This window comes from Pseudomonas sp. SbOxS1, assembly GCF_013416725.1.
Taxonomy (GTDB): domain Bacteria; phylum Pseudomonadota; class Gammaproteobacteria; order Pseudomonadales; family Pseudomonadaceae; genus Aquipseudomonas.
Genome location: NZ_JAAVXC010000003.1, coordinates 107415 through 120221, shown reverse-complemented (window position 1 = coordinate 120221; position 12807 = coordinate 107415). Strand labels below are relative to the sequence as shown.

Annotated in this window: 13 protein-coding genes; 6 read left to right on the top strand and 7 right to left on the bottom strand. The window is 60.9% G+C overall.

The window, feature by feature from the left end; genetic code table 11:
* Nucleotides 1-298 precede the first annotated feature (298 nt).
* From HFK74_RS04765 to HFK74_RS04750, 4 genes are all read left to right on the top strand, one after another.
* The gene (locus HFK74_RS04765; RefSeq protein ID WP_180202563.1) at nucleotides 299-667 is read left to right on the top strand and encodes a bacteriocin; all 369 of its coding nucleotides are present in this window, start codon (nucleotides 299-301) and stop codon (nucleotides 665-667) included.
* A 114-nt stretch (nucleotides 668-781) separates the two neighbouring features.
* Entirely contained in the window at nucleotides 782-1249 is a 468-nt protein-coding gene (locus HFK74_RS04760; protein WP_008061777.1) for a glycine zipper domain-containing protein, read from the top strand.
* 107 nt (nucleotides 1250-1356) lie between these two features.
* Entirely contained in the window at nucleotides 1357-1572 is a 216-nt protein-coding gene (locus tag HFK74_RS04755; protein ID WP_180202562.1) for a hypothetical protein, read from the top strand.
* A 137-nt stretch (nucleotides 1573-1709) separates the two neighbouring features.
* The gene (locus HFK74_RS04750) at nucleotides 1710-2405 is read left to right on the top strand and encodes an HAD-IA family hydrolase (protein ID WP_180202561.1); all 696 of its coding nucleotides are present in this window, start codon (nucleotides 1710-1712) and stop codon (nucleotides 2403-2405) included.
* Between the two features lie 52 nt (nucleotides 2406-2457).
* Here the strand turns inward: HFK74_RS04750 and HFK74_RS04745 are convergent, their stop codons facing one another.
* A complete protein-coding gene (locus HFK74_RS04745; RefSeq protein ID WP_180202560.1) occupies nucleotides 2458-3204 on the bottom strand; it encodes a 3-oxoacyl-ACP reductase family protein in 747 nt (248 codons plus the stop codon).
* Nucleotides 3205-3329: 125 nt separating this feature from the next.
* Between HFK74_RS04745 and HFK74_RS04740 the strand changes: the two genes are divergently transcribed.
* Nucleotides 3330-4253 (top strand): LysR family transcriptional regulator, encoded by a 924-nt coding sequence (locus HFK74_RS04740; protein WP_180202765.1) that lies wholly within the window; start codon nucleotides 3330-3332, stop codon nucleotides 4251-4253.
* A gap of 117 nt (nucleotides 4254-4370) precedes the next feature.
* Here the strand turns inward: HFK74_RS04740 and HFK74_RS04735 are convergent, their stop codons facing one another.
* The 3 genes from HFK74_RS04735 to HFK74_RS04725 form a co-directional block, all read right to left on the bottom strand.
* Nucleotides 4371-5099 (bottom strand): aspartate/glutamate racemase family protein, encoded by a 729-nt coding sequence (locus tag HFK74_RS04735; protein ID WP_180202559.1) that lies wholly within the window; start codon nucleotides 5097-5099, stop codon nucleotides 4371-4373.
* Between the two features lie 56 nt (nucleotides 5100-5155).
* Nucleotides 5156-6697, bottom strand: a complete 1542-nt coding sequence (locus HFK74_RS04730; RefSeq protein WP_180202558.1) for an NCS1 family nucleobase:cation symporter-1 — start codon at nucleotides 6695-6697, stop codon at nucleotides 5156-5158.
* A gap of 456 nt (nucleotides 6698-7153) precedes the next feature.
* Complete coding sequence (locus HFK74_RS04725; protein ID WP_033044110.1) at nucleotides 7154-7888, bottom strand: phosphoadenylyl-sulfate reductase; 735 nt, start codon at nucleotides 7886-7888, stop codon at nucleotides 7154-7156.
* A gap of 163 nt (nucleotides 7889-8051) precedes the next feature.
* On the opposite strand from HFK74_RS04725, the gene thrH reads away from it, so the two are divergent.
* Nucleotides 8052-8669: a bifunctional phosphoserine phosphatase/homoserine phosphotransferase ThrH gene (gene thrH, locus HFK74_RS04720; RefSeq protein ID WP_180202557.1), complete on the top strand. Its 618-nt coding sequence runs from the start codon at nucleotides 8052-8054 to the stop codon at nucleotides 8667-8669.
* A gap of 85 nt (nucleotides 8670-8754) precedes the next feature.
* On the opposite strand, the gene pabB is transcribed toward thrH, so the two are convergent.
* The 3 genes from pabB to HFK74_RS04705 all read right to left on the bottom strand — a co-directional run bounded on the left by pabB (nucleotide 8755) and on the right by HFK74_RS04705 (nucleotide 12804).
* Nucleotides 8755-10098: an aminodeoxychorismate synthase component I gene (gene pabB / locus HFK74_RS04715; RefSeq protein ID WP_180202556.1), complete on the bottom strand. Its 1344-nt coding sequence runs from the start codon at nucleotides 10096-10098 to the stop codon at nucleotides 8755-8757.
* 184 nt (nucleotides 10099-10282) lie between these two features.
* Nucleotides 10283-11269, bottom strand: coding sequence for an alpha-L-glutamate ligase-like protein (locus HFK74_RS04710; RefSeq protein WP_180202555.1), 987 nt, complete (start codon nucleotides 11267-11269; stop codon nucleotides 10283-10285).
* Nucleotides 11269-12804, bottom strand: coding sequence for an inactive transglutaminase family protein (locus tag HFK74_RS04705; RefSeq protein ID WP_180202554.1), 1536 nt, complete (start codon nucleotides 12802-12804; stop codon nucleotides 11269-11271). Before HFK74_RS04705 ends, HFK74_RS04710 begins: the two co-directional genes overlap by 1 nt.
* Nucleotides 12805-12807 lie beyond the last annotated feature (3 nt).

The following is a 12807-nucleotide window of genomic DNA, read 5'->3' as shown; positions in this document are numbered from 1 at the left end:
CGTCATCGAACGGGGTTTTTTGTGCGTGCAGGGGGCATGTGTGAACGAATGTTTAATCTGGAAAGTTTTCACAAACTTTTCACAAGATCGTACGTAGGCTCAACTCATCCGTTAGAAGCAACACCCTGCCCGTTCCCCAGCGGGCTTTTTTTTGCCTGCGATAAAACCTTTTCCAAAATTGCTGTCCAATCGTCGCCAACAACGAGGTTGAGCGCGCGCATGTCTGGACTTTGTTCCCTCTAAAGCATTCAATCTCGACCCTTTTGAAATTCACCCCCTATTTTTGAGGTTTTCTGTCATGCGTTTCACTCTGCCTGCTCTGGTTCTGGGTCTTCTGGTTGCTCAAGGTGCAATCGCCGGTGACGGTACTGCCGCCCTTGGTGGCGGCCTGGGTGGTGCGCTGGGTAACGTCGTTGGCCGGAGCATGGGTGGCAGCACCGGTGCCGCAATTGGTGCGGGTGTTGCGGGCGCGGCGGGCAGCGCGGTTGCCGCCAAGAAAGGCCACCGTACCAGCGCGGCCATCGGTGGCGGCGTGGGTGCTGCCGGTGGTTCGGTGATCGGCAACAGCCTGGGCGGCAAGACCGGTTCGACCATCGGCGCAGGCCTGGGCGGCGCCTTGGGCGGCGGCGTAGGCAGCAACCTGGCCAACGGTCACAAGCGTCACTGATCCCCAGGGTCGACAACAAAAGCCCGGCTTGATGCCGGGCTTTTGCGTTATTGAACGTTTTTGCCATTGGCACCTCAAATGCTCCATACCCCCCGATAGAAGACGAGGCGTGCCATGACCCCGAAAACCAAAGGCAAGGAAGTGCGATACCCAGGTGCTCGACGCTTGACGTTGCCGGCGTTTGTTTTTGGATTGTTGTTTACACCGTTCGTACTGGCTGCAGGAGACGGTACCGCGGCCGTTGGCGGTGGTATTGGTGGTGCGTTGGGCAACGTGGTAGGCGGACAAATGGGCGGCAGCACGGGCGCTGCGATTGGTGCCGGTGTCGGTGGCGCCGCCGGTAGCGCGATCGGCGCACCCAAGGGCAGTCGCACCGAAGCGGCGGTGGGCGGCGGATTGGGTTCAGCAGGTGGTTCGGTCATCGGTAACAGCCTGGGTGGCAGAACCGGTTCGACCATTGGCGCAGGCCTGGGTGGCGCAGCCGGTGGTGCGGTCGGCAACAATCTGGGCAGCGACGATGGCGGATCCCATTCCGGTGGCGGTCACAAGCACAAACACAAGCACAAGAACAAACATCACTGACGGATTCGCTCGGCAACATGGCCGATGGTCTCCCTGATCGAACCTGACGATCGACTCTCCCTCCAACGGTCAGGACCTGCCTTTACAGGTCCGTTGAGAGGTGCCCCATGAACACTGATCCGAAAGTCGTCGATGATATCGACGACACCCCTGAATACCCCCTGCCATCGCCTACCGATTCCCTGAGTCGCGATCAGCGGCCGCCCGATGACGAGCCCGGAGTCGAGCAGGTACCCAACGATGACCTCAAGCGCACGGATGTCGAAGCAGATCCGGACGATACGGACATTGCCGAGGAAGATGGCTCAGGCGAACCAAGCTGATACCCGTAGGGTACTTTTTGCGTCACGCTCCCGTTGCTCTTGGCCACGGCGGCTCGTTATGCTGCTGAAACCTTTAATCTGTCACGGACCGGCCATCGATTAGCCGCCTGGGATGCCATGAAAACGGATCAGATGCGATGAATTCACCGCTCAAGGAGTTCGGCCCCATCAAGGCCGTGATTTTCGACATGGACGGCTTGCTGCTGGACACCGAGGGGATCTACACCGAAGTCACGGCCACGATTGCCGCGCGCTATGGCCGCACGTTCGACTGGAGCGTCAAACAGAACATCATTGGCCGTGGTGCGGGTGACCTGGCGCGCTATGTGGTGCAGGCGCTGGACCTGCCGATCAGTGCCGAAGAGTTCCTGGTGATTCGCGAGCCGCTGATGCGCGAGCGTTTTCCTGAGGCCCAGGCGATGCCGGGTGCAGAACAGCTGGTTCGGCACTTGAAGGCACATAACATTCCCATTGCGGTGGGGACCAGTTCCTCGAGCCAGTCGTTCGGCCAGAAAACCACCTTGCATCGTGAGTGGTTCGCCTTGTTCGATTTCATCGTCACCGCCGATGACCCGGAAGTCGGCGCGGCCAAACCGGCGCCGGATATTTTCCTGACGGCGGCGCGACGCCTGGGTGTCGAGCCGCAGGATTGCCTGGTGTTCGAGGATTCGCCGTTCGGAGTCACGGCGGCCAAGGCGGCGGGGATGACGGCGATTGCGATTCCGGATGCGGCGATGGCTGACGAAAAGTACGCACACGCCGATGGCATTCTTCGTTCGCTGAAGGCGTTCAAGCCCAGCGCCTGTGGTTTGCCAGCGCTCGATTGGGCCTGACGATCCAAACTGCGGGAGCGAGTTTGCTCGCCCCCACGGTGAGTCACCTGCATCAGGCGCCGAAGCCACCGTCGATGGTCAGGCTCGCGCCGGTGATGTAGCCGGCTTCGGGGCCGACCAGGTACGCGACGAAACTGGCGATCTCTTCGGCTTTACCGTAACGCCCCACAGCCATCAACGGAATCAGGCTGTCGGCGAAGTCGCCGTGGGCCGGGTTCATGTCGGTGTCGACCGGGCCTGGCTGCACGTTGTTGATGGTGATGCCTTTGGGGCCGAGGTCACGGGCCAGGCCTTTGGTCAGGCCAACCAGCGCCGCTTTGCTCATGGCGTACGGGCCGCCACCTGCAAAGGGCATGCGGTCGGCGTTGGTGCTGCCGATGTTGATGATTCGACCGCCTTCGGTCATGTGCCTGGCCGCCGCCTGGGTGGCGATGAACACGCTGCGTACGTTGATCGCCAGGGTCTGGTCGAAGTCTTCGAGTTTGAAATCTTCCAACGGTGCAACGGCCAGCACGCCAGCGTTGTTCACCAGGATATCCAGTTGGCCAAAGGCTTCTACGGTGGTCGTTACAGCGTTGCGGATGGCCTCGGCGTCAGCGCTGTCAGCCTTGATGGCCAGGGCTTTGCCGCCGCCCTGAGTGATGCTGTTTTGCAATTCTTCGGCCTTGGCCGTGGAGCTGACGTAGGTAAAGGCGACTGTCGCGCCTTCAGCGGCCAGGCGTTTGACGATGGCAGCGCCGATGCCGCGGGAACCGCCCTGGATCAAAGCCACTTTGCCGCTGAGGTTCTGAGTAGTCATATCGATCTCCAAAGTCCCGAGGCGAGATGTCCCGGTTGATGGAGCCTAGTATCGATTCAGGATTACACGCTGTGTAGACGGTAATTGCGATAGTCTGTGTAAACCAACGGTTTATAATGGCGTCTATGGAAACCTTCAGCAGTATCGAATGCTTTGTACGCAGTGCCGAGGTCGGCAGCTTTGCCGAGGCCGCGCGACGCTTGAGCCTGACGCCGGCGGCCGTGGGCAAGAGCGTGGCCAAGCTGGAGGCGCGGCTGGGGGTACGGTTGTTTCAGCGCAGCACCCGCAGCCTGACGCTGACCGAGGCCGGGCAGCTGTTTTTAAGCGAAGTCAGTGCCAGCCTGCACACGATCCAGAATGCCGTGGCCAATCTCGCCAGCGCCGAGGGGCGTCCGGCGGGCACGTTGAAGGTCAGCATGGGCACCGTGTTCGGGCGTTTATACATCGTGCCGCTTCTCGGGGAGTTTTTGCGACGCTTTCCGGCGATCAACCCGGACTGGCATTTCGATAACCGTCAGGTCGACCTGATCGCCCAGGGTTTCGACGCCGCGATTGGTGGCGGCTTCGAACTGCCCCAAGGGGTGGTGGCGCGCAAGCTGACGCCGGCCCATCGCGTGTTGGTGGCCTCGGCCAGTTACCTGGCGGCGCACGAAGCGATCCATGAGCCCGATGATCTCAAGCGTCACGACGGCATCCTCATTCGCTCGCCCCAGACCGGCCGCGTGCGCTCCTGGCAGTTGACCAGCCGCACCCGACAACACAGCCCGCTGACGCTCAAGGCGCGGATGACCATGAGCGATTCGGAGGCGGCCTGTGCCACGGCAGCCCAGGGCTTGGGCATTGCGCTGGTGAGCATGCCGTTTGCCGTGGGTTATCTGGAGACGGGGACGTTGGAGCGGGTGCTGCCGGACTGGTATGTCGACGATGGCAATATTTCTATCTATTACGCTGAGCACAAGCTGCTGCCGGGCAAGACCCGGGCGTTTGTGGATTTCATTATCGAGCAGTTTGCCGGGCAGGGGTTGGGGCAGAGGTTCAGTGCCGTTTGAGGCAGGCCTGAAACCGAGGTGCTGCCATCGCGAGCAGGCTCACTCCTACAGGGGATTTGTGAGCGACACAGACCCCTTGTAGGAGCGAGGCTTGCCCGCGATGAACGATGACTCGATCTACCTGCCAAACCGCCCCGGCCAGCCAATGATTTTTTTCGGCCGCGGCGTCGCATAAGTCCGCACCTTGGACGTCGACAACCCCAACCGCACCAGCGATTCGGCAATGGTCACCGCCGCCGTCACACCATCGATGACTGGCACCCCGGTGCGCTGGCGAATCTGCTCATCCAGCCCGGCCATGCCGCCACAGCCCAGGCAAATCACCTCGGCCTTGTCCTGGGTCACCGCCAGTTCAGCCTGATGCACGATGGCCTCCAGCGCGCGTTGCGGCTCGTGCTCCAGTTCCAGCACCGCCAGGCCACTGGCCCGCACCGAGGCGCAGCGGTCCCACAGCCCGGACAGTTTCAGGCGATCTTCGATCAGCGGAACGGTACGGTCGAGGGTGGTGACGACCGAGTAGGCATGGCCGAGAAACATCGCGGTGCTCGCTGCCGCATCGGTGATGTCCACCACCGGTACGTTGAGCAATTCCTGCAGGCCTTCACGGCCGTGTTCGCCGTAACCGGCCTGGATCACGGCATCGAAGGGCTGGTCGTAGGCCATGACCCGATCCATCACCGCAATCGCGGCCAGGTAGCTTTCGAAGTTGCCTTCGACCGAGTCGGCGCCGAAGTAGGGCGTCAGGCCGACGATTTCCGTGCCGGGCGCGGCCACGGCCTGGGCTGAGCGGGCGATGGCCTGGGTGATGGATTCGGTGGTGTTGACGTTGACCACGAGAATACGCATGGGAATTCCTTATAGCGGGTGGTTCAGCGGCCCGACGCTGCCGGGCCGCGATGGAGTCAATGGCTGACGTTGTCCACGGCGATGGCTTCACCGCTGACGTCGGCGTAGTGAGGTTGGCGCTTGGCGATGATCAGGTAGAGCATCCCGGCAATCCCGGCACCGATCAGCCAGGAGAACGGCGACACCAGGTGGAAACCCGGCACCAGCGCCAGGACGATGGCGATCAGTGCGGCGGGAATGAAGGCCGCCACGGCGCGCAGGTTGACCCCGCGGCTGTAGTAATAGGCGCCGTTCGGGTCTTCGCTGTACAACTGCGGCACGTTGACCTGGCCTTTTCGTACGAGCCAGTAGTCGACCATGATCACGCCATACAGCGGGCCGAGCAGGGCGCCAAGGCCGGAGAGGAAGTAGACGATCACCAGCGGGCTGTTATAGAGGTTCCACGGCAGGATCAGCACGGCGATGGTCGCGCTGATCAGCCCGGCACGACGGAACGTCAGGTATTTGGGCGCCAGGTTGCTGAGGACAAAGGCCGGGGCGACGAAGTTGGCCATGATGTTGACCGCGACGGTGACGATCAGGAACGCCAGGCAACCCAGGACCAGAAAGAAGGTATTGGGGATCGAGGCGATGATCTCGGTAGGGCTTTCAATGATGTGGCCATTGATCTGGAATTGCGCGCCGCACAGCAGGACGGTAATGGCGGCAAATACCAGGATGTTCACCGGCAGGCCCCAGAAGTTTCCGACCTTGATGGTCTTGCGGCACGGCGACGAGCGGGCGAAGTCGCAGAAATTGAGGATCAGCGTGCCGTAGATCGCCAGCCACAACGCACCGCCGGCAAAGATGTTGCGCCACATCTCGCCACCGCTCAGCGGCTCGCGGATCGACCAGGCGATGGTCGCATTGGCCTGGAAGTACATCCACGCGGCAAGAGCAGCGACGGTCAGCAGGATCACCGGTCCGGCAAAGGCCTCGTAGCGCCGAACCATTTCCATGCCGTAGGCAAGGATCGCCAGCTGCACCAGCCAGATCGCCACGAAACACACCCAGCCCAGGCTCGACAGGCCGAGGATCGAATCCTGGTCGTACTCGGCGAATCCGGGGTGGATGGCGGTCAGCAACACGCGGAACACGACCGAGGCGAGGTACGTCTGGATGCCGAACCATGCGATGGCGATCACGGCGCGGATCAAGGCAGGAATCTGCGCGCCATGGATGCCGAAACTGATCCGGCTGATCACCGGAAACGGTACACCGGTCTTCTGGCCCATGTAGCCCGACAGGTTCATGAAGCAGTACACCAGCGCCGCGCCGATGCCCAGGGACAGGAGAATCTGCCAGCCGCCCAGGCCCAGGGCGTAAAGGCCGATGGCAAACGAGTAGTTGGCGATGTTGTGCACATCGTTGGTCCACAACGCGAAGATGCTGTAGCGACCCCAGCGCCTGCCTTCGGCCTTGGTCGGCGCCAGGTCCTTGTTATGCAGGCGAGGGCTCAGTACCACGGGGCATTGCAGTGTTTGATCACCGCTGGTTGGAGTGGAGTGGGAGGAGGGTAGATCCAGCGCGATATTGTTGTTGGAAAGACTTGTACGCATTCCGGCAGGCTCCTGATGCTCGACACCGCGATGACTGTGCATGAGCGCAATGGCTCGACAAATCTTCGTCGCGGAGTAGCGAATATCATTGGTTACGGGGCATCTGCAGCCTGTACGGGATAGGGCGCTTCAGGCTTGCGGATCTAAGTGTGTATGTTTTGGATTTATTGTATACAAAACATGTATGCACTTAAGCGAGATGCGTGCCAGTCCTGAATATATGGAATGTGCGGCTGATTTCGTTTTGTTATCAATTGGCGGCAAACCGCTGAAAAACGGGCGATATAAGCTGACCGATCAAGCAGTTATTTATTTTTACGGGTGGCTTTTCGGAGGGGTGTGGCTGGGCGTTTCAGGCGGGGGAATGTAACTTTTTGGGGCGAGGAAACAAAAAGTGCACACACAAATGGCACCGATGGTGACAGTTGTGTGTACACATTTTCTGTGGGAGCGTTGTTACGACTTGCTGATGATATTGCCAGCATGCAGCCCGCATTCCTTCTGCGTGGCTTCTTCCCACCACCAGCGGCCTTCACGCTCGTGCTGGTTCGGCAATACCGGGCGGGTGCACGGCTCACAGCCGATACTGATGAAGCCGCGTTCGTGCAAGCTGTTGTACGGCAGCTCCAGCATGCGGATGTAACCCCAGATCTCTTCGCTGGTCATCTGTGCCAGCGGGTTGAACTTGTACAGGGTGCGTTCCGGGGTGGAGAACGCGGTATCGATTTCCATCACCGCCACGGCGCTGCGCGTGCCCGGGCTCTGGTCGCGACGTTGGCCGGTGGCCCAGGCCTTCACGCCAGACAGCTTGCGACGCAGCGGCTCGATCTTGCGGATGCCACAGCATTCGCCATGACCGTCCTTGTAGAAACTGAACAGGCCTTTTTCTTTCACGAACGGTTCGAGTTTGGTGTGGTCCGGCGACACCAGTTCGATGTCGATCTTGTAGTGCTCGCGCACTTGATCGATGAAGCGGTACGTCTCGGGGTGCAAGCGGCCGGTGTCGAGGCTGAACACTTTGACGTTCTTGTTCAGCTTCCAGGCCATGTCCACCAGCACCACGTCTTCGGCGCCGCTGAAAGATATCCACAGATCATCGCCGAACTCGGCAAAAGCGAGTTTCAGGATGTCCTGGGCGGATTTGTTGGCATAGGTCGTGGCGAGTTCCACGACGTCGAACGTTGGGCTCATCAGGGCGGCTTCCTACAGGTCGGTGGCGCTGGGCGCTCTATATGGGGCCGATGTTAACAAAAAGCAGCACTGGCCGGGGCGTCCTGTGCGTTGCGTGGTGGGGGAGTTGTCGCTAGAGTTCGGGCTCGCTCGACTCAATAAACAATACCAATGGGAGTGTCTTGTGGAAATTGCCTGTCTGGATCTTGAAGGTGTGCTGGTCCCGGAAATCTGGATCGCGTTCGCCGAAAAAACCGGGATCGAATCCCTCAGGGCCACCACCCGGGACATTCCCGACTATGACGTGCTGATGAAGCAGCGCTTGCGGATTCTCGACGAGCACGGCCTGAAGCTCGCCGACATCCAGGAAGTGATCGCCACGCTCAAGCCGCTGGACGGTGCCGTTGAGTTCGTCGATTGGCTGCGCGAGCGCTTCCAGGTGGTGATTCTGTCGGACACCTTCTACGAGTTTTCCCAGCCGTTGATGCGTCAGCTCGGCTTTCCGACCTTGCTTTGCCATCGACTGATTACTGACGATACCGGCCGGGTGACGGGCTATCAGTTGCGTCAGAAAGATCCGAAGCGTCAGTCGGTACTGGCGTTCAAGAGTCTGTACTACCGGGTGATTGCCGCAGGGGATTCCTACAACGACACCACCATGCTGGGTGAGGCGGACGCCGGGATTCTGTTCCATGCACCGGACAATGTGATCGCCGAGTTCCCGCAGTTCCCGGCGGTGCATACGTTTGAAGAACTGAAGCAGGAATTCATCAAGGCTTCCAACCGTACCTTGAGCCTTTAGTCGTCTGGTCTGACGCCTTCGCTGGCAAGCCAGCTCCTACAGGATTGTCGCAATCCCTGTAGGAGCCGGCTTGCCGGCGAAGCTTTTAGAGGTTTTGCAGGGTATCGAGCAGCACCTTCACCTTGGTGATCGACTCCTGATACTCGGCCTGCCACTCCGAATCGGCGACAATTCCGCCACCGCCCCAGCAAAACACCTGCCCATCCTTGACCAGCAGGCTGCGGATGGCGATGGAGCTGTCCATCTCGCCGCGCACGTCCAGGTACAACAGTGAGCCGCAATACAGGCCGCGTCGGGTGGGTTCCAGCTCGTCGATGATCTGCATCGAGCGAATTTTCGGCGCGCCGGTAATCGAGCCGCCCGGGAAGCTGCCGGCGATCAGGTCCAGCGCATCCCGATCATCCGCCAGTTCGCCGGTCACGCTGCTCACCAGGTGATGCACATTCGGGTAGCTTTCCAGGCTGAACAACTCAGGCACACGAACCGAACCGGTGCGGCAGGTGCGACCGAGGTCGTTGCGCAACAGGTCGACGATCATCAGGTTTTCCGCGCGGTCCTTGGGGCTGGCCAGCAGTTCGGCGGCGTTTGCCGCGTCCTCGGCAGCGGTAAGGCCCCGTGGGCGCGTGCCTTTGATCGGGCGGGTTTCCACATGACGTTCGCTGACTTTGACGAAGCGTTCCGGTGACAGGCTCAGCACCGCGCCGCCGTCGGGCAGGCTCTGGAAGCCGGAAAACGGCGTTGGGCACGCCAATCGCAACGCGCAGTACGCCGTCCAGGGATCACCCTGGCAGGGCGCGCGGAAGCGTTGGGCGAAGTTGACCTGGTAGCAGTCACCAGCCTGGATGTATTGCTGGATGCGCTCGATCGCCTGGCGATACTGTTCAGCGTTCAGGTCGGCATTCATCGGCGCTTGCAGCTTGAACGGCTCGAGCGCTTCAGCGGCGGGCTGGCTGAACAGCTGGATCAGGCGCAGGCGTTCGCTCTCGGCCAGCGTCGGGTGGAACACCAATTGACTGGTGGCCTGGTGGTGATCGCTGATCAGCGCCCAGTCGTACAGGCCGAAGCGCGCATCCGGCAACTGCAGGTCATCCCGGGCCTGGCTCGGCAGGTTTTCCAGGTGGCGGCCGAAGTCGTAGCTCAGGTAGCCGATCAAGCCGCCCGCGAACGGCAACTCATAGGGTACGGGCAGCGATGCTTCGCCCAGGCGCGTCAGATTGTCCCGAAGGCGTTGCAGGAAATCGCTGCCACGTTCGTCAGGCGCGACCGCCAGTTGTTCCAGCGGCCAGGCGCTGAGCAGGTCAAAGCGTCCGCGTTCGGCACTGGGGCGGCCGCTGTCGAGCAGCACGGCACCGGGGGCATGACGAATGACCGCGAAGTAGTCGGCAGGGTTGGCGCGATAGGGCAGCGGGTGTACGGAACAGGTCAGCATGGGCGGGTTGGATCAGCCATCGAGGCGGGGTGGCGATTGTAGTCCCCTCGGGGAATTGCTCCTAGAGGGGATTGGCAGATTGGAAGCCTGTGGCGAGGGGATTTATCCCCGTTGGGCTGCGAAGCGGCCCCAAAAAATGGGACTGCTACGCAGTCCAACGGGGATAAATCCCCTCACCACAAGATCAGCCTTCAACCGGCGGAATATGCCCGAACATCTCCTGCACAAACGCCATGCGCTCTTCGACGGTTTCAGTCACGCCCCGTGCCTTCAAGTCTTCCAGCCGTGCCTCGACCGCATGGGTGCGCAACGTCAGGCCGCAATCATTGGCAATCTGGATGTTCAAGCCGGGGCGGGCGTTGAGCTCGAGGATCAGGGGCCCTTTCTCCTGGTCCAGCACCATGTCGACACCGATGTAACCCAGTCCGCACAACTCGTAGCAACCCGCCGCGAGTTTCATAAAACCGTCCCAGTAGGGCAGTTGCACGCCATCCACCGCGTTGGTGGTGTCCGGGTGCTTGGCGATGATGTTGTTCAGCCAGGTGCCGCGCAGGGTCAGGCCGGTGGCCAGGTCGACACCGACGCCGATGGCGCCCTGGTGCAGGTTGGCCTTGCCGCCGGACTGACGGGTGGGCAAGCGCAGCATGGCCATGACCGGATACCCCATCAACACGATGATGCGGATGTCCGGCACACCTTCGTAGCTGATGCTCTTGAAGATCTGGTCCGGGATCACCCGGTATTCGATCAGCGCACGGTCGCGATGCCCGCCCAGGGAATACAGGCCGGTCAGGATGCTGGAGATATGGTGTTCGAGCTCTTCGTGGTCGACGATCTTGCCGGACACCGTGCGATAGCGGCCCTCGAAGCGGTCGGCGATGACGATGATGCCGTCGCCGCCAGCGCCCTGGGCCGGCTTGATCACGAAGTCGGTGCGCCCGTCGATGATCTCGCCAAGCTTGTCGATTTCCTTTTCGGTGGAGATCACGCCATATAGCTGCGGCACATGGATGCCCGCGGCAATCGCGCGTTCCTTGGTGATGATCTTGTCATCGACAATCGGGTACAGGCTGCGCTTGTTGTACTTGAGCACGTAGTCCGCGTTACGCCGGTTGATGCCCATGATGCCCCGGGCCTCCAGGGCTTTCCAGGTCTTCCAGAAGCCGAACATCAGGCGTCAGCCTTCTTCAGGAAGGCCTTGAAGCGCACCAGCTCGGTCAGGCGGTAGCCGCGATAGCGACCCATGGCCAGCATGAAGCCCACCATGATCAGCAGGATCGCCGGGAAGGTGAACACGAAGTACACCAGCTCCGGAATGGTCATGATCAGGTGCGCCAGCGTCGCGGCGAACAGGGTGCCGATCGCCACTTTCATGGCATGGCCGCCGCCACGTTCTTCCCAGGTGATCGACAGGCGTTCGATGGTCATGGTCAGGATCACCATCGGGAACAACGCCACCGACAGTCCGCGCTCCAGGCCGAGTTTATGGCTGAACAGGCTGATGGCCGCGATCAACACCACCACGAACGTCAGCACCACCGACAGCCTCGGCAGCATCTGGAGTTTCAGGTGCTCAAGGTAGGAGCGCAGCGACAGCCCCAGCGCCGTGATGATGGTAAACAGCACGATACCGAAGCCAAGCTGGGTCTCGCGAAAGGCCAGGGCGATCAGTACCGGGGTGAAGGTGCCGAGGGTCTGCAGGCCGATCAGGTTGCGCAGGACCAGGATCACCAGCACGCCGATCGGGATCATCACCATGATCATGAAGGTCTGCTGGGTTTGCAGTGGCAGGCCGTACAGCGAGTATTCGAGGAAGTTGGCGTCGGTGTTTTCGTCGGTCAGCTTGGCCAGGCGAATGGCGTTCATTTCGCTGTTGTTCATGCTGAAGGTCACAGTGGCCTTCTTGCCGCCATCGACGGTGATCAGGTTTTCATCACCCGTCCACCACAGCAGGCGGTCGGTCGGCAGGCCCTGTTCGCCGGTCTCCGGGTTGAAGTACAGCCAGTCGGTGCCGTTGAAGCTGCGCAGCCAGAGTTCCGGGGTTTGCGGCTGGTCGGCCACCAGGCGAATGGTATGGACCTTTTCCACCGGCACGTGGGCGATGGACAGCAGCAGTTCGACGATCTTCGCCTTGTGCGCCGGTGTCGGGTCGCCGGCCAGGAGCATCTTGGCGTTGTCGTCGTTGCTGTTGTTGACCCGCTTGATCGCTTCGCTGATGAAGGTCTCGACGTCGGCCGAGTGCTGGCGAATCGGTGCCAGCAGCGCTTCGGCGGCGAGTTTCTCAGGGCCTTCAATAGCAATGCTGTCGCGGAAGGTCGGGCCCTTGATCTTGGCTTTTTCGGCGGTGTAGCGCTTGGTCAGCACCAGGCGGTAATAAAGTGTCTGGTTGCCCTTGGCCCGGCGCGCCGACCAGGTGACCTTGCGGTTGCCGTCGACACGGTTCACGGCCACGCCGTAGTTATTGGAGATGAAGCTTTCGTTGAGGCTCACGTAATCGCGGCTCAACGGCGGCACGAACATCTGGATCTTGACCGGGTCCTTGGCACTGGCGACGAACTCGACCTTGGCGTCGATGTTCCACAAGTCGTCGGTAGCGTCTTCCGTCACGGGAATGCCGAGTACGAAGATCTGGTAGGCCGTGACTGAAATGCCCAGCACCACCAGGATGGCGATCAGCATTTTCAGATGAAGGGTAAGAGAGCGCATTTA

Coding starts and splice junctions, on each gene's coding strand:
- HFK74_RS04730 (WP_180202558.1), bottom strand. CDS start 6,697: ATGCGTACAAGTCTTTCCAACAACAATATCGCGCTGGATCTACCCTCC.
- HFK74_RS04725 (WP_033044110.1), bottom strand. CDS start 7,888: ATGAGCCCAACGTTCGACGTCGTGGAACTCGCCACGACCTATGCCAAC.
- HFK74_RS04765 (WP_180202563.1), top strand. CDS start 299: ATGCGTTTCACTCTGCCTGCTCTGGTTCTGGGTCTTCTGGTTGCTCAA.
- HFK74_RS04710 (WP_180202555.1), bottom strand. CDS start 11,269: ATGTTCGGCTTCTGGAAGACCTGGAAAGCCCTGGAGGCCCGGGGCATC.
- pabB (WP_180202556.1), bottom strand. CDS start 10,098: ATGCTGACCTGTTCCGTACACCCGCTGCCCTATCGCGCCAACCCTGCC.
- HFK74_RS04745 (WP_180202560.1), bottom strand. CDS start 3,204: ATGACTACTCAGAACCTCAGCGGCAAAGTGGCTTTGATCCAGGGCGGT.
- HFK74_RS04760 (WP_008061777.1), top strand. CDS start 782: ATGACCCCGAAAACCAAAGGCAAGGAAGTGCGATACCCAGGTGCTCGA.
- HFK74_RS04705 (WP_180202554.1), bottom strand. CDS start 12,804: ATGCGCTCTCTTACCCTTCATCTGAAAATGCTGATCGCCATCCTGGTG.
- HFK74_RS04750 (WP_180202561.1), top strand. CDS start 1,710: ATGAATTCACCGCTCAAGGAGTTCGGCCCCATCAAGGCCGTGATTTTC.
- HFK74_RS04755 (WP_180202562.1), top strand. CDS start 1,357: ATGAACACTGATCCGAAAGTCGTCGATGATATCGACGACACCCCTGAA.
- HFK74_RS04735 (WP_180202559.1), bottom strand. CDS start 5,099: ATGCGTATTCTCGTGGTCAACGTCAACACCACCGAATCCATCACCCAG.
- HFK74_RS04740 (WP_180202765.1), top strand. CDS start 3,330: ATGGAAACCTTCAGCAGTATCGAATGCTTTGTACGCAGTGCCGAGGTC.